Annotated in this window: 22 protein-coding genes and 1 tRNA gene; 10 read left to right on the top strand and 13 right to left on the bottom strand. The window is 71.5% G+C overall.

The features are described 5' to 3' along the window. The coding region (locus tag ACWDYJ_RS23350; protein ID WP_451567531.1) for a homocysteine S-methyltransferase family protein at positions 1–875 on the bottom strand (875 nt) is incomplete at its 3' end. A gap of 253 nt (positions 876–1,128) precedes the next feature. On the opposite strand from ACWDYJ_RS23350, the gene ACWDYJ_RS23345 reads away from it, so the two are divergent. From ACWDYJ_RS23345 to ACWDYJ_RS23325, 5 genes are all read left to right on the top strand, one after another. Beyond that, the gene (locus tag ACWDYJ_RS23345) at positions 1,129–1,896 is read left to right on the top strand and encodes an IclR family transcriptional regulator (protein WP_451567530.1); all 768 of its coding nucleotides are present in this window, start codon (positions 1,129–1,131) and stop codon (positions 1,894–1,896) included. A 325-nt stretch (positions 1,897–2,221) separates the two neighbouring features. After that, entirely contained in the window at positions 2,222–3,010 is a 789-nt protein-coding gene (locus ACWDYJ_RS23340; RefSeq protein WP_451567529.1) for an MIP/aquaporin family protein, read from the top strand. Between the two features lie 36 nt (positions 3,011–3,046). Continuing rightward, positions 3,047–4,588: a glycerol kinase GlpK gene (gene glpK, locus ACWDYJ_RS23335; protein WP_451567528.1), complete on the top strand. Its 1,542-nt coding sequence runs from the start codon at positions 3,047–3,049 to the stop codon at positions 4,586–4,588. Positions 4,589–4,626: 38 nt separating this feature from the next. After that, positions 4,627–6,234, top strand: coding sequence for an FAD-dependent oxidoreductase (locus ACWDYJ_RS23330; protein ID WP_451567527.1), 1,608 nt, complete (start codon positions 4,627–4,629; stop codon positions 6,232–6,234). Positions 6,235–6,360: 126 nt separating this feature from the next. Beyond that, positions 6,361–7,356, top strand: coding sequence for a PAC2 family protein (locus ACWDYJ_RS23325; RefSeq protein ID WP_451567526.1), 996 nt, complete (start codon positions 6,361–6,363; stop codon positions 7,354–7,356). Positions 7,357–7,493: 137 nt separating this feature from the next. Here ACWDYJ_RS23325 and mshC read toward each other — a convergent pair whose 3' ends face one another. The 4 genes from mshC to ACWDYJ_RS23305 all read right to left on the bottom strand — a co-directional run bounded on the left by mshC (position 7,494) and on the right by ACWDYJ_RS23305 (position 11,017). Next, positions 7,494–8,723 (bottom strand): cysteine--1-D-myo-inosityl 2-amino-2-deoxy-alpha-D-glucopyranoside ligase, encoded by a 1,230-nt coding sequence (mshC, locus tag ACWDYJ_RS23320; RefSeq protein ID WP_451567525.1) that lies wholly within the window; start codon positions 8,721–8,723, stop codon positions 7,494–7,496. A gap of 120 nt (positions 8,724–8,843) precedes the next feature. Beyond that, positions 8,844–9,638 (bottom strand): SCO1664 family protein, encoded by a 795-nt coding sequence (locus ACWDYJ_RS23315; protein WP_451567524.1) that lies wholly within the window; start codon positions 9,636–9,638, stop codon positions 8,844–8,846. A gap of 5 nt (positions 9,639–9,643) precedes the next feature. Continuing rightward, the gene (locus ACWDYJ_RS23310; RefSeq protein ID WP_451567523.1) at positions 9,644–10,234 is read right to left on the bottom strand and encodes a DUF3090 domain-containing protein; all 591 of its coding nucleotides are present in this window, start codon (positions 10,232–10,234) and stop codon (positions 9,644–9,646) included. Between the two features lie 75 nt (positions 10,235–10,309). Continuing rightward, on the bottom strand, positions 10,310–11,017 hold the full coding sequence (locus ACWDYJ_RS23305) for a histidine phosphatase family protein (RefSeq protein WP_451567522.1): 708 nt from the start codon (positions 11,015–11,017) through the stop codon (positions 10,310–10,312). Between the two features lie 89 nt (positions 11,018–11,106). Here ACWDYJ_RS23305 and corA point away from each other — a divergent pair, with 89 nt between their 5' ends. Beyond that, a complete protein-coding gene (corA, locus tag ACWDYJ_RS23300; RefSeq protein ID WP_451567521.1) occupies positions 11,107–12,099 on the top strand; it encodes a magnesium/cobalt transporter CorA in 993 nt (330 codons plus the stop codon). A gap of 13 nt (positions 12,100–12,112) precedes the next feature. Here corA and ACWDYJ_RS23295 read toward each other — a convergent pair whose 3' ends face one another. Beyond that, a complete protein-coding gene (locus ACWDYJ_RS23295; RefSeq protein WP_451567520.1) occupies positions 12,113–12,901 on the bottom strand; it encodes a ferritin-like domain-containing protein in 789 nt (262 codons plus the stop codon). A 224-nt stretch (positions 12,902–13,125) separates the two neighbouring features. After that, positions 13,126–14,175: an LLM class F420-dependent oxidoreductase gene (locus ACWDYJ_RS23290; RefSeq protein WP_451567519.1), complete on the bottom strand. Its 1,050-nt coding sequence runs from the start codon at positions 14,173–14,175 to the stop codon at positions 13,126–13,128. Positions 14,176–14,281: 106 nt separating this feature from the next. On the opposite strand from ACWDYJ_RS23290, the gene ACWDYJ_RS23285 reads away from it, so the two are divergent. After that, positions 14,282–15,265 (top strand): aldo/keto reductase, encoded by a 984-nt coding sequence (locus ACWDYJ_RS23285; RefSeq protein WP_451567518.1) that lies wholly within the window; start codon positions 14,282–14,284, stop codon positions 15,263–15,265. Positions 15,266–15,360: 95 nt separating this feature from the next. Continuing rightward, the gene (locus ACWDYJ_RS23280) at positions 15,361–17,724 is read left to right on the top strand and encodes a helix-hairpin-helix domain-containing protein (RefSeq protein ID WP_451567533.1); all 2,364 of its coding nucleotides are present in this window, start codon (positions 15,361–15,363) and stop codon (positions 17,722–17,724) included. A 41-nt stretch (positions 17,725–17,765) separates the two neighbouring features. Here the strand turns inward: ACWDYJ_RS23280 and ACWDYJ_RS23275 are convergent, their stop codons facing one another. Further along, positions 17,766–18,464, bottom strand: a complete 699-nt coding sequence (locus ACWDYJ_RS23275; RefSeq protein ID WP_451567517.1) for a hypothetical protein — start codon at positions 18,462–18,464, stop codon at positions 17,766–17,768. A gap of 47 nt (positions 18,465–18,511) precedes the next feature. Here ACWDYJ_RS23275 and ACWDYJ_RS23270 point away from each other — a divergent pair, with 47 nt between their 5' ends. Further along, the gene (locus tag ACWDYJ_RS23270) at positions 18,512–18,700 is read left to right on the top strand and encodes a DUF5703 family protein (RefSeq protein WP_249765309.1); all 189 of its coding nucleotides are present in this window, start codon (positions 18,512–18,514) and stop codon (positions 18,698–18,700) included. A gap of 39 nt (positions 18,701–18,739) precedes the next feature. Here the strand turns inward: ACWDYJ_RS23270 and ACWDYJ_RS23265 are convergent, their stop codons facing one another. The 3 genes from ACWDYJ_RS23265 to ACWDYJ_RS23255 all read right to left on the bottom strand — a co-directional run bounded on the left by ACWDYJ_RS23265 (position 18,740) and on the right by ACWDYJ_RS23255 (position 21,367). After that, positions 18,740–19,531: a chaplin gene (locus ACWDYJ_RS23265; RefSeq protein WP_451567516.1), complete on the bottom strand. Its 792-nt coding sequence runs from the start codon at positions 19,529–19,531 to the stop codon at positions 18,740–18,742. Positions 19,532–19,677: 146 nt separating this feature from the next. Next, positions 19,678–19,911 carry a chaplin ChpH gene (gene chpH / locus ACWDYJ_RS23260; RefSeq protein WP_451567515.1) on the bottom strand — a complete coding sequence of 78 codons (234 nt, stop codon included), beginning with the start codon at positions 19,909–19,911 and terminating at the stop codon, positions 19,678–19,680. 130 nt (positions 19,912–20,041) lie between these two features. After that, positions 20,042–21,367 carry a M20/M25/M40 family metallo-hydrolase gene (locus ACWDYJ_RS23255; RefSeq protein ID WP_451567514.1) on the bottom strand — a complete coding sequence of 442 codons (1,326 nt, stop codon included), beginning with the start codon at positions 21,365–21,367 and terminating at the stop codon, positions 20,042–20,044. Positions 21,368–21,536: 169 nt separating this feature from the next. Here ACWDYJ_RS23255 and ACWDYJ_RS23250 point away from each other — a divergent pair. After that, positions 21,537–21,621: transfer RNA gene (locus ACWDYJ_RS23250), tRNA-Leu, on the top strand. 136 nt (positions 21,622–21,757) lie between these two features. Here the strand turns inward: ACWDYJ_RS23250 and ACWDYJ_RS23245 are convergent. After that, positions 21,758–23,197 carry an amino acid permease gene (locus ACWDYJ_RS23245; RefSeq protein ID WP_451567513.1) on the bottom strand — a complete coding sequence of 480 codons (1,440 nt, stop codon included), beginning with the start codon at positions 23,195–23,197 and terminating at the stop codon, positions 21,758–21,760. Between the two features lie 219 nt (positions 23,198–23,416). Further along, positions 23,417–24,967: an APC family permease gene (locus ACWDYJ_RS23240; RefSeq protein ID WP_451567512.1), complete on the bottom strand. Its 1,551-nt coding sequence runs from the start codon at positions 24,965–24,967 to the stop codon at positions 23,417–23,419. Between the last annotated feature and the right edge of the window lie 16 nt (positions 24,968–24,983).

Raw genomic sequence — 24,983 nt, 5'->3', positions numbered from 1 at the left:
ACGAACGTCTCCTGCGCGTCCGCCAGCTCGGCAGCCGACAACGGATAGTGCGCACCGTCCCTCGTCAGCACCGGCAGACCCGCATTCGGCATGCAGGAGATCGGAACACGGGCATTGCGCGCGAGATAACGCAGGTGCTCGCTCATCTCCGCCGGACCCGTCGCACAATTCAGACCGATCATGTCGATGCCCAACGGCTCCAACGCCGTCAACGCCGCACCGATCTCCGACCCGAGCAGCATCGTGCCGGTGGTCTCGACGGTGACGGAGCAGATCAGCGGAACGGAGACGCCCAGCGCCTCCATGGCCCGCCGCGCGCCGATGATGGAGGACTTGGTCTGGAGGAGGTCCTGGGTGGTCTCGACGAGCAGCGCGTCGGCGCCGCCGGAGAGCAGGCCCTCGGCGTTGATCTGGTAGGCGTCGCGGATCTGCGCGTAGGTGATGTGGCCCAGCGTCGGCAGTTTGGTGCCCGGACCCATGGAGCCCAGCACCCAGCGCTGCTGGCCGGTGGAGGCGGTGAACTCGTCCGCGACCTCACGCGCGATCCGCGCCCCGGACTCGGACAGCTCGAAATTGCGGTCGGCGATGTCGTACTCGGCCAGCGCCGCGTAGTTCGCGCCGAAGGTGTTGGTCTCGACGCAGTCCACGCCCACCGAGAAGTACGCCTCGTGCACTGTGCGCACAATGTCGGGGCGGGTCACGTTCAGGACCTCGTTGCAGCCCTCGAGCTGTTCGAAGTCCTCAAGGGTGGGGTCCTGCGCCTGGAGCATCGTCCCCATGGCTCCGTCGGCGACGACCACGCGGGTGGCGAGCGCCTCTCGGAGGGCATCGGCCCGGGTCTGGGTGTCAGCGGGCGGGTTCGGCAACGAGGCCATGGTTCTGCTCCCTGGGATGCGACGGCTGTCGGCTTTGCACCCCCTCTGTGTCAAGGGTGCACGCGGTCAGGGTAACCGCGTGGCACCGGACCCGGTGGGGGCGTCCCACGTGGCGGACTGCATTCTGTGCGCGGGGGCGCTGCGGGGGTGCGCCGGGTCGACACGGGTCCGGAGATGCGCCCAAGCATGCACGAGGTCGGCATCGACCGATAGTGTTCAGCATTGTCGAACTACGTCAGCAGGAGGCTGCGCGATGGCACGGAACATCCAGTCGCTCGAGCGAGCCGCTGCGATGCTGCGACTCCTGGCGGGCGGGGAGCGCCGACTGGGACTCTCGGACGTGGCCTCTTCCCTCGGCCTGGCCAAGGGGACGGCGCACGGGATCCTGCGCACCCTGCAGGCCGAGGGCTTCGTGGAGCAGGATCCGGCGTCCGGCCGCTACCAGCTGGGCGCGGAGCTGCTGAGGCTGGGCAACAGCTATCTGGACGTGCACGAGCTGCGCGCCCGCGCCCTGGTCTGGACGGACGACCTGGCCCGGGCGAGCGGCGAGAGCGTGTACGTGGGGGTGCTGCACAAGAGCGGGGTGCTGATCATGCACCACGTCTTCCGGCCCGACGACAGCCGTCAGGTGCTGGAGGTGGGGGCCATGCAGCCCCTGCACTCGACGGCCCTGGGCAAGGTGCTGTCGGCCTATGACCCGGTGGCGCACACCCAGGCCGTGGAGGTGGAGCGCGAGGCGTTCACGCCCCGGACGGTGACCGACGGCGCCGGCTTCGAGGAGATCCTGGCCCTGACCCGGGCCCGCGGCTGGGCCGCGGACATCGAGGAGACCTGGGAGGGCATCGCGTCGGTGGCGGCGCCCATCCACAACCGGCGCAGGATGCCGGTCGGCGCGGTGGCCCTGGCGGGCGCCGTGGAGCGGGTGTGCGGGGAGTCCGGTGAGCCCCTCGCCACGCTGGTGGCCTCGGTGCGCGACTGCGCGAGGTCGGTTTCACGCGATCTCGGAGCGGGCCGGTTCTGAGCTTGACCTGATCCACCCTGGCCCAGCGAAGCATCGCTTTCTGGGCCGCATGGGTGGATTTTGTCATTTTCTGATCGCCCAGTGGCCTGATTTGGGCGATCCTCCTGCGTGGTAACGATCCGACTCTTTGACCTGGCCAACCCTTGACGCGTTCTTCATCTAGGCGGAAAACTGCCGTTCATCGGTCGGCATTGTCGAACACCTACCGGCAATACGCGTTAGGGTATGGCGAGGCCAAGGACCGGTGCAGCACTCACCGAGTGCGTGGACTACCGGAGGGACCCGGTGTCCGCCTACCCCTGGACGTAAGACAAAGGAGTCGCGGGTGTCCACCTCCGACATCTTCATCGGCGAGATCATCGGTACCGCCGTACTCATCCTGCTCGGCGCCGGCGTGGTCGCCGCCGTCGTGCTCAAGCGCTCGAAGGCGCAGAACGCGGGCTGGCTGACGATCGCCTTCGGGTGGGGTTTCGCGGTCATGACCGCCGTCTACATGACCGGCACCCTGTCCGGCGCCCACCTCAACCCCGCCGTCACGGTCGGTATCGCGATCAAGGACGGCGACTGGAGCAACGTTCCGGTCTACTTCGCCGGCCAGCTGCTCGGCGCCATGATCGGTGCCACGCTGGCCTGGGTGGCGTACTACGGCCAGTTCCGGGCCCACCTCACGGACCCGGAGATCGTCGCCACCAAGTCCGAGCACGCGGGCCTGGTCGACCAGAAGACGGAGCCGGCCGCCGGCCCGGTACTCGGTGTCTTCTCCACCGGCCCCGAGATCCGCAACGTGTGGCAGAACCTCGCCACCGAGATCATCGGCACCCTGGTGCTCGTGCTCGCGGTACTCGCCTTCGGCCTCAACGACGACGGCAAGGGCCTCGGCACCCTCGGCGGTCTCATCGTCGCCCTGACCGTCGTCAGCATCGGCCTCTCGCTCGGCGGCCCGACCGGCTACGCCATCAACCCGGCGCGCGACCTGGGTCCGCGCATCGTCCACGCACTCCTGCCGCTGCCGAACAAGGGCGGCTCCGACTGGGGATACGCCTGGATCCCCGTCGTCGGCCCGCTGATCGGCGGAGCCCTCGCCGCGGGTATCTACAACCTCGCGTTCGTCTAAGCCGTTCGCCCACCGGACTTCCCAGGAGCAGCCACCATGACCACCAGCACCGGTCCTTTCATCGCCGCGATCGACCAGGGCACCACCTCCTCCCGCTGCATCGTCTTCGACCGTGACGGCCGCATCGTCGCCGTCGACCAGAAGGAGCACGAGCAGATCTTCCCGAAGCCGGGCTGGGTCGAGCACGACGCCACCGAGATCTGGACCAACGTCCAGGAGGTCGTCGCCTCGGCCATCGCGAAGGCGGCCCAGGACATTCCGGGCTTCACCGTTGCCGACGTCAAGGCCGTCGGCATCACCAACCAGCGCGAGACCACCCTCCTGTGGGACCGGCACACCGGCGAGCCGGTGCACAACGCGCTGGTCTGGCAGGACACCCGCACCGACGCCCTGTGCAAGGAGCTCGGCCGCAACGTCGGCCAGGACCGCTTCCGCCGCGAGACGGGCCTGCCGCTGGCGAGCTACTTCGCCGGTCCGAAGGTCCGCTGGCTGCTCGACAACGTCGAGGGCCTGCGGGAGCGCGCCGAGGCCGGCGACATCCTCTTCGGCACCATGGACTCGTGGGTCATCTGGAACCTGACCGGCGGCACCCAGGGCGGTGTGCACGTCACCGACGTCACCAACGCCTCGCGCACCATGCTGATGAACCTGCACACCCTGGCCTGGGACGAGAAGATCGCCGAGTCGATGGGCGTCCCGCTCAACGTGCTCCCCGAGATCCGTTCCTCCGCCGAGGTCTACGGCCACGTCAAGGAGGGCGTCCTCGCCGGTGTCCCGGTCGCCTCCGCGCTCGGTGACCAGCAGGCCGCCCTCTTCGGCCAGACCTGTTTCGCCGAGGGCGAGGCGAAGTCCACGTACGGCACCGGCACGTTCATGCTGATGAACACCGGCGACAAGATCATCAACTCCTACAGCGGCCTGCTGACCACGGTCGGCTACCAGATCGGCGACCAGAAGCCGGTCTACGCGCTGGAGGGCTCCATCGCCGTCACCGGCTCGCTCGTCCAGTGGATGCGCGACCAGATGGGCCTGATCAAGTCCGCGGCCGAGATCGAGACCCTGGCCTCCTCGGTCGAGGACAACGGCGGCGCCTACTTCGTGCCGGCCTTCTCCGGCCTGTTCGCCCCGTACTGGCGCTCCGACGCCCGCGGTGTGATCGCCGGCCTCACCCGGTACGTCACCAAGGCGCACATCGCCCGCGCCGTGCTGGAGGCCACCGCCTGGCAGACCCGCGAGATCACCGACGCCATGACCAAGGACTCGGGCGTCGAGCTCGCGGCCCTCAAGGTCGACGGCGGCATGACCTCCAACAACCTGCTGATGCAGACGCTCTCGGACTTCCTGGACGCCCCCGTGGTGCGCCCGATGGTCGCCGAGACCACCTGCCTCGGCGCCGCCTACGCCGCCGGCCTGGCCGTCGGCTTCTGGCCCGACACCGACGCCCTGCGCGCCAACTGGCGCCGCGCGGCGGAGTGGACCCCGCGGATGCCCGCCGAGCAGCGGGACCGCGAGTACAAGAGCTGGCTCAAGGCCGTGGAGCGGTCCATGGGCTGGGTCGACGACGAAGACGTCAGCTGACCGCACCGGCTGACGAATCGACGAGGAGCTGAAGAAACATGAGCAACCCGCAGAGCGTTCCCACCCTGGGCACGCACCCGACAGCCGGTTCGAACGCGAGCCGCGCCGAGACCCGTGAGCAGCTGGCGAAGGCCACGTACGACCTGCTCGTCATCGGCGGTGGAATCCTGGGCACCTCGGTGGCCTGGCACGCCGCGCAGTCGGGTCTGCGGGTCGCCATGGTGGACGCCGGCGACTTCGCCGGCGCCACCTCCTCGGCCTCCTCCAAGCTGGTCCACGGCGGTTTGCGCTACCTGCAGACCGGCGCGGTCAAGCTGGTCGCGGAGAACCACCACGAGCGCCGGGTGCTGGCCAAGGACGTGGCCCCGCACCTGGTCAACCCGCTGACCTTCTACCTGCCCGTGTACAAGGGCGGTCCGGTGGGCGCGGCGAAGCTGGGCGCGGGCGTGTTCGCGTACTCGGCGCTCTCCGCCTTCGGTGACGGCATCGGCAAGATCATCTCGCCGGCCCGCGCCGTCGCCGGCAACCCGGGCCTCAAGACGGACAACCTGAAGGCCGTCGCGGTCTACTACGACCACCAGATGAACGACTCCCGCGTCGCGGTCATGACGGTCCGCGCGGCCGTCGAGTCGGGTGCGGTCGTCCTCAACCACACCGAGGTCACCGGCCTGCGCATGACGCGCGGCCGGGTCACCGGCGCCGAGCTCAAGGACCGTCTCGACGGCACCGAGTTCGGGGTCGACGCGCGCGTGGTGCTCAACGCCACCGGCCCGTGGGTGGACCACCTGCGGCGCATGGAGGACAAGCACTCCATGCCGTCGATCCGCCTGTCCAAGGGCGCGCACATCGTCATGAAGCGCAAGTCGCCGTGGAAGGCCGCCATGGCCACCCCGATCGACAAGTACCGCATCACCTTCGCCCTCCCGTGGGAGGACCAGCTGCTCCTCGGTACGACCGACGAGGTCTACGAGGGCGATCCGGCGGACGTGTGTGCCACCGAGTCCGACATCCAGCAGATCCTGGACGAGGCGGCGTTCTCCGTGAACGACGCGGACCTCGACCGCTCGCTGATGACGTACGCCTTCGCCGGCCTGCGGGTGCTGCCGGGCGGTCCCGGCGGGGTGGAGAAGGCCAAGCGCGAGACGGTGGTCTCCGAGGGCGCCGGCGGCATGCTGTCGGTGGCCGGCGGCAAGTGGACGACGTACCGCCACATCGGCCGCGTGGTGATGGACAAGCTGGCCAAGCTCCCCGGCAGCCCGCTGACCGAGGACATGGAGCCGGTGAAGTCGCTCGTACGCCGGGTCCCGCTGCCCGGTGTCGCCAACCCGAACGCGGTCGCGCACCGGCTGCTCGTGGACCGGGAGCCGGGTACGCGGATGGACCCGCTGACCGCCCGTCACCTGGCCTCGCACTACGGCTCGCTGGCCTTCGACATCGCGCGGATCGCCAACGAGGACCCGGCGCTCGCGGAGCGGATCCACCCGGACGGGCCGGAGATCTGGGCGCAGGTCGCGTACGCCCGTGACAACGAGTGGGCCGAGACGGTCGACGACGTGCTGCGCCGCCGTACGACGGTGACGGTCCGGGGCCTGGACGACGCGTCCGTACGGGCACGGGTCGAGGAGATGCTGGCGCGCAAGGCATAGCTCCCGCGCAGGTGGGGAAGAGGGGCGGTTCCAAGGGGAACCGCCCCTCTGTCGTGGGCTGTGGCCGGGGTCGTCCCAAGGCTTAGGCTGACCCATGTGGGCAAGGAACTTCGGAAGGAGACCTGGGTGATCGAGCTTGAGGGCGTGCCCGAGCTGATCGACCCGGTCATGGTGGCCGCGTTCGAGGGCTGGAACGACGCGGGTGACGCCGCCTCCGGTGCGGTGGCGCACTTGGACCGGGAGTGGAAGGGAGAGGTCTTCGCGGCACTGGACGCCGAGGACTACTACGACTTCCAGGTCAACCGGCCGACGGTGTGGCTGGACAACGGGGTCAGGAAGATCACCTGGCCGACGACACGGCTGTCGGTGGTCCGCATCGGCGGCGCGAAGCCGCGCGACCTGGTGCTGGTGCGCGGTATCGAACCGTCGATGCGGTGGCGGTCGTTCTGCAACGAGCTGCTCGGCTTCGCGCACGAACTGGGCGTGGAGATGGTGGTCATCCTGGGCGCGCTGCTCGGGGACACCCCGCACACGCGGCCGGTGCCGGTGAGCGGTGTGACGTCGGACGCGGATCTCGCGCGGACGATGGACCTGGAGGAGACGAAGTACGAGGGTCCGACCGGGATCGTCGGCGTGCTCCAGGAGGCGTGTACGCACGCGGGTGTCCCGGCGGTCTCGCTGTGGGCGGCGGTTCCGCACTACGTGTCGCAGCCGCCGAACCCGAAGGCGACGCTGGCGCTGCTCAACCGGCTGGAGGATCTGATCGACATCCGGATCCCGCTGGGAGAGCTGCCGGAGGACGCGCGGGCGTGGCAGCTGGGCGTGGACCAACTGGCCGCCGAGGACAGCGAGGTGGCGGAGTACGTCCAGACGCTGGAGGAGGCGCGGGACACCGCCGATCTGCCGGAGGCGTCGGGGGACGCGATCGCGCGGGAGTTCGAGCGGTACCTGCGGCGGCGGGATCCGTCCGCCGCAGCCACGGAGCCGGGTGACGGGTCGTACCTGCGGGACCCCTCCAGCGGCCTGCCGCGTCCGCCGAAGCGCAAGCCGGACCCCTCCGGGGAGGAACCCCCGCCGCCGGCCGTGACCCCGGACGAGGACGAGACGCCCCCGGAGGCGTAGCCGGGGCTCCGCCCGGCGGGGCTGGATTGCCCGGAGGGCAAGATCAGCCCCGCCAGGGGGCACCTCCCAGCGGTAGCTGGGGGAGATCGAGGCGCGGGGGGCCGGGGGAAGCGCCCCCGGCTACGGTCCGCAGGCGGCTACAGCGCCACGCCCAGGAGGGCGTCCACCGTGCGGGAGACCAGGCCGGGAGCGGACTCGTCGTCGCCGCCCGAGGCGAGCTGCCGCTCGACCCAGCGGTCGACGGCCGCCAGCGCGGCCGGGGCGTCCAGGTCGCGCGACAGGGCGTCGCGGACCTCTTCCACCAGGGCGTCGGCCGCATGGCCGTCCGGCCGGGACACGGCCGCGCGCCACCGCTCTAGGCGGGCCACCGCGTCCGTCAGGACGTCGTCCGTCCACTCCCAGTCGGCCCGGTAGTGGTGCGAGAGCAGGGCGAGGCGGATGGCGGCCGGGTCGACCCCGGAGCGCCGCAGCGAGGAGACGAAGACCAGGTTGCCCTTGGACTTCGACATCTTCTGGCCGTGCAGGGCGACCATGCCCGCGTGGACGTACGCCTTGGCCATCGGGAACTCGCCCGTCAGCGCCTGCGCGTGCGAGGCGCCCATCTCGTGGTGCGGGAACGCCAGGTCGGAACCGCCGCCCTGGATGTCGAAGCCCATGCCGAGGTGGTCCAGCGCGATCGCGACGCACTCGATGTGCCAGCCCGGCCGGCCGCGGCCCAGCGAGCCGCCGTCCCAGCTGGGCTCGCCCGGCCGTGCGGCCATCCAGAGCATCGGGTCGAGCGGGTTCTTCTTCCCCGGGCGCTCCGGGTCGCCGCCGCGCTCGGCGGACAGCAGCCGCATCGCCTCGGCGTCGAGGTTCGAGACGCCGCCGAAGTGCGGGTCCGACTCCACCGAGAAGTAGGTGTCGCCGTCCAGTTCGTACGCGGCTCCCGCGTCGCGCAGCCGCTCGACCAGCGGCACGATGCCGGGTATGGCCTCGACGGCGCCGATGTAGTGCTGCGGCGGCAGCATCCGCAGGGCGGTCATGTCCTCGCGGAAGAGGGCCGTCTCGCGCTCGGCGAGTTCGGTCCAGTCGTGCCCGTCGCGCAGCGCCCGCTCCAGGAGCGGGTCGTCCACGTCCGTGACGTTCTGGACGTAGTGGACCTGCCGCTTGTTGTCGAGCCACACGCGCTGGACGAGGTCGAACGCGTTGTAGGTCGCCGCGTGACCGATGTGGGTCGCGTCGTACGGAGTGATACCGCAGACATAGATACGGGCGACGGGACCGGGGTCGAGGGTGATCGTCCCCTGGGTCGCGGTGTCGTGGATCTGGAGGTCGCGGCCCTTGCCAGGCAGGGCGGGGACCTCAGAAGCGGGCCAGGCATGCATGCCTCGAGACTAACCGGACGAGTGTTCCGGATACGAACCGGACCAGCACTGTTGGCTTGATCCGCATCCTTGCGGTCCGGCTGGTTGTGTGCGTCCGGCGGGTACGGGCGACACGCCGGTTCAGACCGGTGGCCAGGGGATCGCGGGCCACTGTCCGGACGGCTTCGGGTGTGTCCCGTTGCGCAGCAGGAGGGCTACGCGGGCCCGTACGGCGTCCAGCTCGGCCGGGGTGATCAGTTCCGCCAGCCGGGTGGCGAGCGGGCCCCCGTCGGCCAGCGTGTCCTCCAGGGACAGCAGCACGGCCCGCGCCTCGTCGGTGAGCGGCTCCCCCGCCCAGCCCCAGAGCAGGGTGCGCAGCTTGTCCTCGGTGTGGAAGGTCACGCCGTGGTCGATGCCGTAGAGCCGGCCGTCGGGTGCGGGCAGCAGGTGGCCGCCCTTGCGGTCGCCGTTGTTGATCACGACGTCCAGGACGGCGAGGCGGCGCAGCCTCGGGTCGTCGGCGTGCACGAGCAGGGCGGTGCGGCCCTCGCCGACCTCGGCGAAGGCGACGGGCTTCCAGCCCTCCCCCGCCTCCTCGCCGTCGACGAGCGCGAGGAGTCCGGCCTCCGGCGATTCTCCGGCGTCGATCCAGTGCTGGACCATGCCCTCGCCGTACGGGCCGTCGCGCAGCACGGTCGTGGGGACGAGACCCCATCCGGTGGCTTCGGAGACCAGGTACGCGGCGCGCTCGCGCCCGGCGAGGTTGCCGTCGGGGAAGTCCCACAGCGGGCGCTCGCCCTTGACGGGCTTGTAGACGCAGTCGACGCTGCGGCCTTCATATGTCACCGTGCACAGCAGTACGGCGTTGGACGCCTCGGCTATGCGTCCGCGGACGGTGAGCTCACCGCGGGTGAGCAGTTCCTCGATCGGGGTCACGACGCTCACACCTGGCGCCGGTACCCGTTCTGGCGGGGGCACACGTGCCCCTCGGGGTCGAGCGGGAGACTGCACAGCGGGCACGGCGGGCGGCCGGCGTTGACCACATCCAGGGCCCGCTTGGCGAAGGCCCGGGCCTGGGCACCGGACAGCCGCACCCGCAGCATCGGCGGGCCGTTCTCCTCGTCCTGGAGCAGGCGCTCCTCCGCCTCGGCGAGATCCTCGTCCGAGTCGGCTTCGAGTTCGACGAGCGCCTGCGCCTCGACGATCATCCGCTGCTCCTCGCCGTCCCAGGCGAGCGCCATCGTGCCGACGCGGAACTCCTCCTCGACCGGGACGTCGAGCGGCGCGGTGTCGACGGCCTCCGTGGAGGCGACGGCGGGGACCGGGGCGTTGCCGCCGGTGCGCCGTACGACCTCGTCCAGGAGTTCGTCCATCCGCTCGGCCAGCGCCGCGACCTGGGTCTTCTCCAGGGAGACGCTGGTGACGCGGGAGCCGGCGGAGGCCTGGAGGAAGAACGTACGGCGCCCAGGCAGACCGACCGTGCCGGCCACGAAGCGGTCCGGCGGGTCGTAAAGGAACACCTGACGGGGCACGTCCAGTCTCCAAGTCTCGGGCGGGAGCAGGGCTGCGCACGGATGTGGGCCCTGCCACCCTACTGCGCCGTTCGATCAGGCCGCGCCCGCGCCGCCGCCCACGACGGCGTTGCCGCCCTCCTCGGAAACCGTTTCGGGAGAGGGCGCCGGCCGCGGGACGAGCAGGCCGAAGTCGCCGGTGTCGCCGAGGCGGAGCAGGAACGGCCGGGTGGGGGTGTAGCGGATGACGGTGACCGAGCAGGGGTCGACGTGGATCCGCTGGAAGAGGTCGAGGTGCATGCCGAGGGCGTCGGCGACAAGGGACTTGATGATGTCGCCGTGCGAGCACATGAGGAAGACGCCGTCGCTGCCGTGCTCCTCCTCGATCCGCGCGTTCCATTCCCGTACGGCGTCCACGGCGCGCGCCTGCATGGCGCGCATGGACTCGCCGCCGGGGAAGGCTGCCGCCGAGGGGTGCTGCTGGACGATCTTCATCAGCGGTTCGTCGGAGAGCTCGGAGAGTTTGCGGCCCGACCAGTCGCCGTAGTGGCATTCGCCGATCCGCTCGTCGGTGTGCAGCGGCAGCTGCGGCCGGGCCGCGAGCAGCGGGGCCAGGGTTTCGCGGCAGCGCTCCAGCGGGCTGGTGACGGCGGCCGCGAGCGGTACCCCGGCGAGCCGTCCGGGCAGTGCGGCGGCCTGTTCCGCGCCGCGTTCGTCGAGGGTCACCCCCGGGGTCCATCCGGCGAGCAAGCCCGCGGTGTTGGCGGTGGACCGCCCGTGTCGTACGAGGATCAGCGTGGCCATGGGGCCCAGCCTAAGGGCTGTCCCGTAATCCCCGGCGGGCGAGGGGGTGGCACGGCGGTGGCGTGCGGGTGCGGCCGGGGCAGGGGAGAATGCGCCGGGTGATTGTCGACTGCGCGATGTACCGGGACGGCCGCCGCTCCGAGGCTCCCGAGGATTTCTCGGACGCCCTCGACGAGGCGCGGGCGACCGGTGACGCCTTCGTCTGGGTCGGCATGCACGAGCCGACGGCGAAGGAATTCGATCACGTGAGCCGGGAGTTCGGGCTGCACCCGCTGGCGGTCGAGGACGCGCTGACGGCTCACCAGCGTCCGAAGCTGGAGGTGTACGACGATTCGCTGTTCGTGGTCCTCAAGCCGGTGCTCTACGACGACGACGCGGACACGGTGACGACGGGCGAGCTGATGGTGTTCATCGGCGACTCCTTCGTGGTCACCGTCCGGCACGGCGAGGGCGCCGCGCTGGCCGCCGTACGGCGCCGGCTGGAGCAGGACCCGCAGGTGCTGCGGCACGGCCCGACGGCCGTGCTGTACGCGGTCTCGGACGCGGTGGTCGACCACTACATCGACGTGGCCGCCGAGCTCCAGGGCGATCTTGAGGAGCTGGAGGCGGAGGTCTTCGCGCCGAACGCCAAGGACGCGAAGAACACCGCCGCCCGGATCTACGGCTTCAAGCGGCAGGTGCTGGAGTTCCGGCGGGCGACGAGTCCGCTGCTCCAGCCGATGGACCGGCTGGCCTTCGGGCAGGTGCCCTTCGTGCACGAGCAGGCCCAGCCGTTCTTCCGCGACGTCGCCGACCACCTGACGAAGGCGAACGAGTACGTCGAAGGCCTGGACCGGCTGCTGTCGGACGCGCTGGCCGCGCATCTGGCGCAGATGGGGGTCCGGCAGAACGACGACATGCGCAAGATCTCCGCCTGGGCGGCGATGGCGGCCGTGCCGACGATGCTCGCGGGGGTCTACGGCATGAACTTCGAGCACATGCCGGAGCTCAGGCAGGGCTGGGGCTATCCGGCGGTGGTCGTGCTGATGGCCGGCCTGTGCCTGGGCCTGTACCGGATGTTCAAGCGCCGCGGCTGGCTGTAGCCGACGCCCGGCCTCAGCCGAACTCCGCCGCGGGCACGGGGGCGCCGCCCAGCGCGTCGCGGCGCTGCGGCATGCGCAGGGCGACCATGCGGTGCCAGCCGCTGAAACGCTCGTACCCGTACATCGCGCGGATGCCGGCGGCGAGTGCGGCGGCCTTGGGGGCGGGCCAGTGGAGCAGCCTGCCCATGTGGGCCATGACGGCGAGGCTCACGTCCCGGTAGACGGCGATCTCGGCGAGCGCGCTGTCCCGAAGAGTGCGCTGGATGGTCCGGCCGTGTCCCTCGGCGGCGAGGCGCAGCAGTTCCTCGTGGCAGTAGGCGAGGTGGTTGTCCTCGTCGTGGCTGATCATGCGGATGGCCTTGCCCACCTCGGGGTGGTTCCCGAAGTGCTTGACCAGCATCTCCATCTGGTCGGCGGCGCGCTGTTCGGTGACCCGGCTGTGCGCGAGGTAGACGACGATGTCCTCCTCGGTCAGCGGCTCCTCGCGGCGCAGCTTGTCGTGCGCGAGGCCGATGCCGCGCCGCTCCAGCAGCATCGTGTAGTCGGTCTCGGCCGGTACGGGGACGGCGGGCAGGCCGCGCTTGCGCAGCAGTGCCTGGAAGATCCGGCCGTGCTTGTCCTCGTCGGCGCCGTGCCGGGTGATCTTGGGTGCGAGATCGCTCATGCCTTCGGGGACGAGGGCGGCGATCCGGGCGTTCTCCCAGCCGCCCTGGCACTCCCCGCTGGCGGCGATGGAGCAGAACAGCTGGAAGGAGTCGTCGTGCTCGACGATCTCCTGGAACAGGCTGCGGGCAGAGAGCATGGAACGAGTCAAGGGCGGATCCGCCGCGCGGGCAACCGATACGTCGCACTCTTCGCCCGAATGAACGAAGCGACCGGGTGGGGCCCAGGGCGTAACCCGGGGGCACCGGTACGCGTTGTTGGCGGTGTCGGCCGTGGCGGGGAAGACCCCCGAGCCCCCACCACGGCCGCAGAAGAATCCGGCGGAAGAGTCCGGCAGAGAATCCATGTGCCGACCGGCGGGTGTCAGGCGACGCCCGCGCGCTCCAGGGCCTCAGTGCCGACGCGCAGGGCGGTGATCCGCTCGTCCAGGGTGAATCCGGCCGGGGCGAGCGTGAGGGTGGTGACCCCGGCCTCCGCGTAGGCGCGCATCCCGTCCGCGATCCGCTCCACGGAACCGAGCAGGGTGGTCGAGTCGATCAGCGAGTGCGGGACGGCGGCGGCCGCGCCCGTCTTGTCGCCACCCAGGTACTTGGCCTGGATGTCGGCGGCTTCCTTCTCGTAGCCCATGCGCTGGGCGAGCTGGTTGTAGAAGTTCTGCTTCGGGCTGCCCATTCCGCCGACGTAGAGGGCGGTGTACGGGCGGAACGTGTCCGCGAGCGCGGTCACGTCCTCGCCGACGGCCAGCGGCACGGTCGGGCAGACGTCGAAGCCGTCCATCGTGAGTCCGGCCTTCTCGCGGCCCGCGCGGATGTGGCGCAGGGCCGTCTCCTCCAGGTGCTCGGCGGCCGGGAAGATCAGCAGGGCGCCGTCGGCGATCTCGCCGGTCTGCTCGAGGTTCTTCGGCCCGATGGCGGCGATGTAGAGCGGGATGTGCTCGCGCTCCGGGTGCACGGTCAGCTTGAGCGGCTTGCCGGGGCCGCCGGGCAGCGGCAGGGTCCAGTGCTGCCCTTCGTAGGAGAGGCGCTCGCGGGCCATCGCCTTGCGGACGATCTCCACGTACTCCCGGGTCCGCGCGAGCGGCTTGTCGAACTTGACGCCGTACCAGCCCTCGGAGACCTGCGGTCCGGAGACGCCGAGGCCGAGGCGGAAGCGGCCCTTGGTGAGCGAGTCCAGGGTGGCGGCGGTCATGGCCGTCATGGCGGGCTGGCGGGCCGGGATCTGGAAGATGGCCGAGCCGACGTCGATGCGCTCGGTCTGGGCGGCGACCCAGGCGAGCACGGTGGCCGCGTCGGAGCCGTAGGCCTCGGCCGCCCAGCAGACGTCGTAGCCGAGGCGGTCCGCCTCCTGGGCGACGGCGAGGTTGTCGGCGTCCATGCCAGCGCCCCAGTAGCCGAGATTGATGCCGAGCCGCATGTGTCGTCCCCTTACGGTGTGCCGTTTACCGATCAGTAACGTAGGTCTGCGGGGACTCTAGCGCGCCCGGCTCTCCCACGGCAGTGCCCCAGTAGTCTCAGCGCTCATGGAGCAGAGGCATCTCGGCCGCACCGGACTGCGCGTCTCCCGGATCGGCCTCGGCACCCTGACCTGGGGCCGCGACACCGGCGAGGAGACCGCCGCCGAGCAGTTGAAGACGTTCTGGGAGGCGGGCGGCACGCTCGTCGACACGGCCGACGTGTACGGCGGCGGCGAGGCGGAGTACCTCCTGGGGCGGCTCGTGGGCGGGCTCGTGCCGCGCCGGGAGCTGGTCATCGCGACCAAGGCGGGCAGCGTGCCGGAACCGGACCGGCGGTTCAACGGCTCGCGCGGACATCTGCTGTCCGCGCTGGACGACTCGCTGGACCGGCTGGGCACCGACTACGTGGACCTGTGGCAGGTGCATGCCTTCGACCCGGCGACCCCGCTGGAGGAGACCCTGCAAGCCGTGGACCTGGCGGTCAGCAGCGGCCGGGCCCGGTACGCGGGGGTCTCCAACTTCTGCGGCTGGCAGCTGGCGAAGGCCGCGACCTGGCAGTTGGCGGCCCCCGGCGTACGGACCCGTCTCGCCTCCACCCAGATGGAGTACTCCCTCCTCCAGCGGGGCGTGGAGCGGGAGGTCCTGCCGGCCGCCCTCGATCTCGGGATCGGCCTGCTCCCCTCCTCCCCGCTGGGCCGCGGCGTGCTGACGGGCAAGTACCGGGAGGGCACGCCGGCGGACTCCCGGGGGGCGTCGCAGTCCCTGGCCGCCTTCGTGGATCCGTACCTCGACGAGGCGGCGGGCCGGATCGTGGACGCGGTGGCGACGGCGGCCCGGGGGCTGGCCGTGACCCCGCTGGAGGTGGCCCTGGCGTGGGTCCGGGACCGGCCGGGGGTGGTCGCGCCGATCGTCGGAGCCCGGACGTCCACACAGCTGGGGGCGGCGCTGTCGGTGGAGGCCCTTAGTCTTCCGGGGGAGATCTGCCAGGCGCTGGACGACGTTTCGGCGCCCGTGCACCGCTACCCCGACCAGGACTGGAGCACGCTGTGAGTACGGACCGCCGAGCCGCTGCCGCGGAAGAACCCGGGGACACGCCGACCCCTGCCGCCGCCCCGGCGCCCAAGGCGGACCCGTCCCCCGACCCGGTGCCCGCGCCGACGGCGGACACGGAACCGGGAGCTGAGCCCCACGTCCCCACCGACCCGGCCGGCCCTGAGGCCGGTGGCGCGGCCGAGGCGGGGGCGAGGTCCGCGCCACACGCGGACGCCAACGCCGGGGCGGAGCCCGACGGTTCACCCCCGGCGGACGGCGCGGCGGACCCGGCGCCGGACCCCGGCGCGGCCGACGCCGAACCGGGGCCCGCACCCCGTACGAACGAGGAATCCGGGGCGGAGCCCCACGTCCCCACCGACCCGGCCGGCCCTGAGGTCTGCGTGGGTGAGGTGGAGGCGGAGCCCGACGGCTCCGTGGACTCGGGGACGCGGGCCGGCGCGGCCGACGCCGAACCCGGGACGGAGGCCGACGGCTCCGCCGGTACGCCCCCGGAAGGGCCCGCGCCCGCGTTGAGCGAGGCGGCCGCCGAGCTGGCCGCGCAGAAGCTCGAGCGGGAGCGGATCGCGCGGCGGAAGGCGGAGCGGGAGGCTCCCGTCGAGGCGGGCGGCAAGCTCAGCGGCCGGGCCGCCGATCTGCTGGCCGCCGTACGGGCCGTGGAGAGCGGCGCGAAGCCGTCCGCCCCCGTGTACTTCGACGAGGCTCCGGCCGCGCCGCGCAAGGCGGCCCCGGCTCCCTCCCGTCCGGTCCCGGCCCCGGCCCCGGCTCCCGCTCCGGCGCCCTCCGTCGGGGACGTCGACGCCGTACGCGCCGTCCTGGCGCGCGGCGGAGCCCCCGAGCCTCTGGCCGCCCCGGCGGCCACGGCCCTCGGCGACGGCGCCGCCGAGGCGCTCACCGAGGACCCCTGGCGGCTGCTGGCGGTCCCCGGGGTGCGCCCGGCCCAGGCGGACGGCTTCGCGCAGGCCCTGCTGGGCCCGGCGGCGGGTCCCGGCGACGAACGCCGCAGCGCGGCCCTGGTGGGCTGGCTGCTGGCCCAGGCCGCCGTCAAGGGGCACACCGCCCTCGACGCCCCGCTCCTGGAGAAGGCCCTGGCCCAGTACGGCGTACCGGAGCCCGCCGGGGCCCTCGAACAGGCCATCGGCGAGGGCGCCGTGCTCGTGTTCCACGAACCGCTCGCCGACGCCACCCCCGTCGCGCAGGACACCGACGACACCGAGCAGCCCGTACGCGTCCTCGTGGGCCTGGAGGAGTACGCGCTGGCCGAGGAGAGCCTGGCCGACGGGCTGGCCCGGCTGGCCGGCACCTTCGGCGACCCGGCGGACTGGGACAAGGCCGCCACCGGACCCGGCTCCGAGCTGATCCGGGCGGCCGCCGCCCACGGCCTGGTGGCCCACACCGGCGGCGAGGCCGCCCGCGCCGAGCCGCGGGCCCTGGTGGCGGCCGCCCGGGAGCTGGGGCTGCGGGCCTGCCTGGCCGCGCACGCGCCCGCCGAGGGCGCCGTCACGGTGGCCGGCCTGCTCGCCGGGGCCGAGGGACCCGGCCGGGACGCCGACGGGCGGTTCGCGCTGGACCTCCTCGTGGTGCTGGACGCGCCGCAGCTGGACGTGGAGACGGCGGCCGCGCTGGTCGAGTCCGTGCCGGACGGGGCCCGGCTGGTGCTGTCCGGGGACCCCGGCGTGCTCGGATCCGCCGGGCCCGGGCGGGTGTTCGCCGATGTGCTGGCGGCTCTCTTCTGCCCCGTGGTGGTCTCCCGTACGCCCGATCCCGGCCCGCTCGGCGAGCTGGTCTCGGGCGTCGGGGTCGGGGAGCTGAACCGGGTCGACGCTCCCGGCAAGGAAGTCGTCATCGTCCCGGTGCGCGACGCCGGGGAGGCGGTGCACCGCACCGTGCAGCTGGTCGCCGAGTCGGTGCCGCGCGCCTTCGCGATCCCGGCGGACGCCGTGCAGGTCATCACGCCCGGCCATGGCGGCGCGGCGGGGACCCGGGCGCTGAACGCGGCCCTCAAGGAGCGGTTGAACCCCGGCCCCGGCCGGTTCGGCGGCTTCGACCCGGGCGACCGGGCCGTCCACGTGCCGTCTCCGGGGCGGGCGCTGCCAGCCCGGGTGGTGTCGGCCGACGCTCAGGGGCTGCACCTGGACATCGCGGGGGCACGGGTCGTCGTACCGCAGGAGCGGGTGGAGTCGCAGGTGCGGCACGGCTGGGCGGTGACGGCGCACCAGGCCGTCGGCGCGCGCTGGCCGGCGGTGGTCGTCGTCCTTCCGGGCGACGCGGCACAGGCCCTGTCGCGGGACTGGGTGTACACGGCCTTCGGGCGGGCCGAGCGGCACCTTTCCGTCGTCCACGGGGTGGATCAGGCGCTGCCGAACGCGGTGGCGAACGTACTGCCCAAGCCGCGTACGACCCGGCTGACGGCCCTGCTGCGGGCCTTGGCGGCGGCCGCCGAAGAGCCCCAGCCGTAGCCGTGCCCCCGCCCGGCACGGGCCGGGGCACGGCGCGGGCGTCAGGCCGGTGCCATACCGGGCTCGGCGGTCTCTTCGTCGTCCGCTTCGTCCGCGTCGACCGCGTGGTCCTCCGCGTCCTCGGCGTCCTCGGCGTATTCCGGCTCCTCGTCGAAGACGGAGCTCACGTCGAACCGGTGCAGGACGTCCTGGGCGTCGGTCTGCCCGAAGGGCGAGTCGAGCCAGTCCCCCGGTTCCGCGACCTCCTCCAGGGCCGCGATCCAGAGGGTGGAGTCGCCTTCCTCCAGGCCGAACTCCTTGTACCGGGAGGCGATCTCGTCGGGCTCGTACTCCCCGAAGAGCACGCCGAGCGCCCCGGCCGTGCTGCCGTCGTCGGCGAGCTCGGCATCCTGGTCGTGCGCGGCGACGCGCTCGGCCTGGGCGATCAGCCGGGCCGGTTCGACGACGGCGTAGTCGCGGCGGATGAGCACGCTGAAGGCGGCGGGCTCGGCGGGGCCGGTGTACGGGACACCCTCATCGGGTGTCGGGATCTCGAAGGGGGTGACCTCGTCGTAACGGTCGTAGAGGAGTTCGTCGTACTCCTCCGCCGCGGCGGCGAGTTCGTTGAAGGCGGCGTAGACGGCCGGGTCCTCGTCCCCGACCCTGCTCTCGACCGCGGCGAGGTGGCGGTCGAGAGCGGACTTGACCACCTCGGCGGCGGCGCGTACCTCGGCAACAGTGGGCAGAGCGGCATCAGACATGGAGCAGACGCTATCCGTAGCGGGCCTCTCCCCGCACAATAGATGCGATGCCGGAATACGAATTCGTCGACGTGTACGTGCCTCGCGGGGTCCCCCGCCAGGAGGCGACCCGACTCTTGACCGACCACGCCGAGTACGGCCACTGGGAACTCGACCGCCTGACGTTGCACCGCGACGGAAGCCGCCGGGTGCGCTTGCGGCGGCGGATCATCCGCCAGGTCCGCGCCACATGGTGACGCGGGCCCCTGGAACGGAGCCCGCGTCGTGAATGCCCGTCAGGCGGCGTTGCGCGCCCGCCGGTAGAGCACCGCGCCGCCCAGCAGCAGGCCGCCCGCGAGCGGGACACCTGCCGTCAGGACGTCACCGGATCCGGTGGCGGCGAGCTCCGCCCCCTGGCTGGAGGCGTCAGCGACGGCCCTGTCCGTCCTGATGGGCGTGACGGATCCCGTCGCGGGGGTGGTGGAGGTGCCCGGCGTGACCGGCTTCTCCGTCCCCGGCGTACCGGGCTTGCTGGGCTTGCCGGGGTTGTGCCCGCCGGGCTTGCCGGGCTTGCCCGGCTCTTCGTCGCACGGCTCCTCGTCCCCGCCGCCCGGGTTGTCGGGGTTGCCCGGGTTACCGGGGTGGCCGGGGTTACCCGGGTGGCCGGGGTTACCGGGGTGGCCGGGGTTACCCGGATTGCCAGGGTTACCGGGGTTACCCGGGTTGCCGGGGTTACCCGGGTTACCCGGGTTACCCGGGTTGCCGGGGTTACCCGGGTTGCCGGGGTTACCCGGGTTACCGGGGTTACCCGGGTTACCGGGGTTACCCGGGTTACCCGAGTTGTTGGCGCAGCTGTTCCCGAAGGCCGGGTTCAGCAGGCCGATCACGGAAACCGTGTTGCCACAGACGTTGACCGGCGCGTTCACCGGCGCCTGTACGTTGTTCCCGGACAGCACGCCCGGGGAGTTCGCGGCCTGTCCGGAAGCTCCGGATTCCGCATGCGCGTAACCACCGCCCAGCGCGAGGACACCCCCCGCGGCCGCCATGGTGATCAGCGTCTTCCTGGTGACTTGAACCTGTCGTCGCATCTGCACTCGTCGTCCCCTGTTGTGTACGTTTCGGCCGGCCCACGGGTTCCCCTGCCTCGTACGCCGGCCATGGCGATTTTTCGGGCCGGAAAGCCTGGTGGCCCCGGAGCGCTGGAATGCGCTCCGGGGCCAGGACTTCAGACGCGTCAGGCGTTGACGCAGGTGTTGCCGAAGGCCGGGTTCAGCAGGCCGATCACGTTAATCGTGTTACCGCACACGTTCACCGGGATGTGCACCGGGACCTGAATGACGTTGCCGGACGCGACACCGGGGGAGTGGACTGCCGCACCCTGGGCGCCGGCGTCGGCGACGGCCAGACCCGCTCCCGCGAGAACCAGACCACCGGTAGCAGCCGCAGCGGCGACAACCTTCTTGAGCATTGTTCCTCCTAGTAGGCAAGTGCGGTCCCAGCCGCGGACCGCACCACCTGTAACGAGGAGTTGCCACCGGGGCTACGAGCGTATGAGCGCATTCACTCTTCTCAGTGGAATCCGTACGCCTTTCCGATTCCTAGGCGTGGTCGATGAACCGGTCGAGCACCCGCACGCCGAACTTCAGACCGTCGACCGGCACCCGCTCGTCCACGCCGTGGAACATCCCGGCGAAGTCCAGCTCCGGCGGCAGCTGCAGCGGCGCGAAGCCGAAGCAGCGGATGCCGAGGTCGTCGAAGGACTTCGCGTCCGTACCGCCCGAGAGCATGTAGGGGACGGCTCGGGCGATCGGGTCCTCCGCCTTGAGGGCGCTCTGCATGGCGTCGACGAGCTTCCCGTCGAAGTCCGTCTCCAGGGCCTTGTCCGCGTGCACGTCCTCCCGCTTCACGCGGGGGCCGAGGATCCGGTCCAGGTCGGCGAAGAACTCGTCCTCGTAGCCCGGCAGGAAGCGGCCGTCCACATGGGCCGTGGCCTGGCCGGGGATGACGTTGACCTTGTACCCGGCGCCCAGCATCGTCGGAGCGGCCGAGTTGCGCAGCGTCGCGCCGACCATCTTGGCGATCCCGCCGAGCTTGGCGAGGGTGGCGTCCATGTTGTCCGGGTCGAGCGGGGTTCCGAGCGCGTCCGAGAGCTCGTCGAGGAAGGACCGTACGGTCTTGGTCACGCGCACCGGCCAGGTGTGGCGCCCGAGCCGCCCCACGGCCTCGCACAGCTCGGTGATGGCGTTGTCGTTGTTGGTCATCGACCCGTGGCCCGCGGTGCCCTCCACCGTGAGCCGCATCCAGTGCATGCCCTTCTGGGCGGTCTCGACGAGGTAGAGCCGCAGGTTCTCGTTCACGGTGAAGGAGAAGCCGCCGACCTCGCCGATCGCCTCGGTGACCCCCTCGAAGAGCCCGGGGTGCTTGTCCACGAGGTGGCGGGCGCCGTAGACGCCGCCGGCCTCCTCGTCCGCGAGGAAGGCCAGCACGATGTCCCGGGGCGGCTTGCGCCCGCTGCGCATGCGGTCGCGGACGACGGCCAGCGTCATCGCGTCCATGTCCTTCATGTCGACCGCGCCGCGGCCCCACAGGCACCCGTCGGCGATCTCGCCGGCGAAGGGATCGTAGGTCCAGTCGGCGGCATTGGCCGGGACCACGTCGGTGTGCCCGTGGATCAGCAGCGCCGGCCGCGACGGGTCCTCGCCCTCGATCCGGGCCACGGTCGAGGCGCGCCCCTTGTGCGACTCGAAGATCTGCGGCTCCAGCCCCACCTCGGCCAGCTGCTCCGCGACCCACTCGGCCGCCTTGCGTTCACCCGGACCCGAGTGGTCGCCGTAGTTGCTGGTGTCGATCCGGATGAGGTCCCGGCAGAGGTCGACGACCTCGTCCTCGCCGGAGACGGTCCTGCCCGCGCCCGATTCGCTCACGCTGCTTCCTCCCACTGATCAGTGCCGACTGCCTCCCCCATCCTCCCGCTCCGGGCCGCTCTCCCCAAGGGCGATCCAGGTCACCGGGGGGTGTGATCGGGGCCCCCGGAATGTTTGGTAATGTTTTCCACGTCGGAACGGCCCGCGAGGGACGCGAGACAGACACCTTGTCCGGGTGGCGGAATGGCAGACGCGCTAGCTTGAGGTGCTAGTGCCCTTTATCGGGCGTGGGGGTTCAAGTCCCCCCTCGGACACAGAGAGAGAAGGACCCCGCTTCGGCGGGGTCCTTCTTCGTTTTCCGGCGGAGTGGGCGGGGACGGGCTGGGGACGACGAGGCCCCCGGGCCGGGAGCGGATCCCGGCCCGGGGGCCTCGTGGGCGGTGGGGTGGGTCAGCCGCGGGACGCGGCGATCGCGGCCACGCGGCCGCGGACCAGGAACCAGCCGCCGACGAGGGCGGCGCCGATGAGCGGGACGCACAGGACCGTGGTACGGCCGACGCCGCCGTCGCACCACATCAGGACCAGGACCGTGGCGAGGAAGACCAGCGTGACGATCTGGGTGTACGGGGCCCAGGGCAGCCGGTAGGAGGGGCGTTCCAGGAGGCCCTGCTTCGCGCGGCGCCAGAAGTGGAGCGAGCACAGCATGACCATCGCCCAGGTGCCGAGGATGCCCAGCGAGGCGAAGTTCAGGACGATCTCGAAGGCCTCCTCCTCCATGTAGTAGTTCAGGACGACGCCCGCGACGCCGAAGGCGGCGGTGAACAGGACGCCGCCGTAGGGCACCTTGCCCTTGTTCATGACGCCGGTGAACTTCGGGGCGGAGCCGGACATGGCCATCGAGCGCAGGATGCGGCCGGTGGAGTAGAGGCCGGAGTTCAGGCTGGAGAGGGCCGCGGTCAGGACGACCAGGTTCATGACGCCCGCGGCGCCCGGGATGCCGAGCTTGTCGAAGACGGTCACGAAGGGGCTCTGCGAGGAGGAGTACGCGGTGTAGGGGAGCAGCAGGGCGAGCAGGACGATCGAGCCGACGTAGAAGAGGCCCACGCGCCACATGATCGAGTTGATCGCCTTCGGCATGATCTTCTCGGGGTTCTCGGTCTCGCCCGCGGCGACTCCGCAGAGCTCGACGGAGGCGTACGCGAAGACCACGCCCTGGATGACCAGGAGCATCGGGAGCATGCCGGTCGGGAAGATGCCGCCGTTGTCGGTGATGGTGGCCAGGCCCGGGGTGTGGCCGCCGATCTCGTGGCTGGTGGCGACGAGGTAGATGCCGACGAGCAGGAAGATCACCAGGGCGGCGACCTTGACGAGGGAGAACCAGAACTCCATCTCGCCGAAGTACTTCACCGAGATCAGGTTCGCGGTGAGGACGACGGCGAGCGCGATGAACGCGAGGATCCACTGCGGGACGTCGCTGAACATCGCCCAGAAGTGCGCGTAGGTCGCGGCGGCCGTGATGTCGGCCACGGTGGTCGTCGACCAGTTGAGGAAGTACAGCCAGCCCGCCGTGTAGGCGCCCTTCTCCCCCATGAACTCGCGCGCGTACGAGACGAAGGCGCCGGAGGACGGGCGGTAGAGGACGAGCTCGCCGAGGGCGCGGACCACGAAGAAGGCGAAGACGCCGCAGACCGCGTAGGCGATGGCGAGGGAGGGTCCGGCGCCGGCGAGCCGGCCTCCGGCTCCGAGGAACAGGCCGGTGCCTATCGCTCCGCCGATCGCGATCATGTTGATGTGGCGGGACTTGAGGTCCTTGCTGTAGCCCTCGTCGCCGGCGTCGACATGGCGGGAAGACGCCGGGGCGGGAGCCTCGGTCAAGGTGCGGTCACTCATGTATGACTTCGCCTTCGTGGGTGAAAGGACGGCAGGCCGGATCGCCGCGCAGGTGAGCTGGGTGGTGTCACATGTGACGGGATCCGGTGATGTGGTCGCACCAGGAGACCATGGGGTTCCGCCACCTTCCAAAATCCGGCCATGCGCACGGAAGCCCCCGGCGACCATGGAAACGGTCGCCGGGGGCTTCTCGAAGGCACGAATGCGAGGCTACGGGCCTCAGTCTCGCGGGGTGGACTCCGCGGCCTGGTCGAGCCGGAAGGCCTCGTTGCCCAGGCCGATCCGGGCGTGGACCTCGGGTCGGCGGGACTTCAGGAGCAGCCCGTGGACCAGGCCGGCCAGTGCGGCGACGGCGACGATGGCGGGCAGCGCCCAGCTGAGCGCGGAGCCCTGCTCGGCGCCGACCAGGACGGCGAAGTCCTTGACGGTGTAGACGGCGATGCCGATCAGGGCGAGGCCGGCGATGCCGGCCGCGGCGAGCCGCCAGATCTGGGCGCCGGCGGTGCCCCGGCGGACGAAGAAGGCGATGACGGCGACGGAGGCGGCGGCCATCAGGACGGTCACGCCGAGGGCGCCGACGCTGCCCATCCAGGTGAACAGGTGCAGGACGGGGGCGGTCGGGTCGCCGGTCGGCATGTCGTCGGTCAGCGCGAAGAGGATGACGACGAGGGCGGCGACGACCGTCTGGAGGAGGGAGCCGGTGGCGGGGGCGCCGGTGCCGGGGTTGGTCCGGCCGAAGCGGGCCGGGAGCAGGCCCTCGCGGCCCATGGCGAAGGCGTAGCGGGCGACGACGTTGTGGAAGCTGAGCATGGCCGCGAACATGCCGGTGACGAAGAGCACGTGCAGGACGTCGGTGAAGGTGGCGCCGAGGCGGCTCTCGGTGAGCGTGAAGAGCAGACCGGGTCCGGCTTCGGCGGACGTCTTGACGATCTCGCCGGGGCCGGCGGCGACGGTCAGGGCCCAGGCGCTGAAGGCGAAGAAGACGGCGGCGAAGCCGACGGCGAGGAACATCACACGTGACACCACAATGTGAGGCTTGCTGGTCTCCTCGGCGTAGACCGGGGACTGCTCGAAGCCGACGAAGGCGGCGATGCAGAAGCACAGGGCGGTGCCGAGGCCGGCGCCGCCGAGGGTGGCGGGGTCGAAGGCGCTCAGCGACAGGCCTTCGGGGCCGGGCTTGCCGAGGGCGGCGACGTCGAAGATGACGACGAGGGCGACCTCGATGAGGAGCAGGACTCCGAGCACCTTGGCGTTGAGGTCGATCTTCAGCCAGCCGAGCGCGCCGGTGGCGGCGACCGCGATCAGCGCCGGTATCCACCAGGCCAGCTCGGTGTCGAGGTAGGTCGCGAACAGGCCGGAAACCTCGAAGCCGAGGATGCCGTAGACGGCGACCTGCATGGCGCTGTACGCGACGAGGGCGACGAGCGAGGCGGCGGAGCCGGCCGTGGGGCCGAGGCCGCGCGCGATGTACGCGTAGAAGGCCCCGGCGTTGTGCACGTGCCGGCTCATCTCCGCGTAGCCGATGCTGAACAGGGCCAGGACGACGCCGAGGATCACGTAGAGGAGCGGCTGTCCGGCGATGCCCATGACGCCGAAGATCGTGGGCATGACACCGGCGACGACCATCAGGGGCGCGCTGGCGGCGAGTACGGAGAGCAGCAGGCCGGCGGTGCCGAGCCGGTCGGCACGCAGGGCCCGGTCCTGGCCCTTGTACGTGCGGATCTCGGCCGGGTCCGGTTCGGTGAGCGTGGTGGATCTGCCCGTCGGCATGGCGGGGGTCCTTTCG

The organism is Streptomyces sp. NPDC003042 (assembly GCF_053591315.1).
Note: the sequence above shows the minus strand (reverse complement) of the source record. Positions and strands in the feature narration are given on the sequence as shown.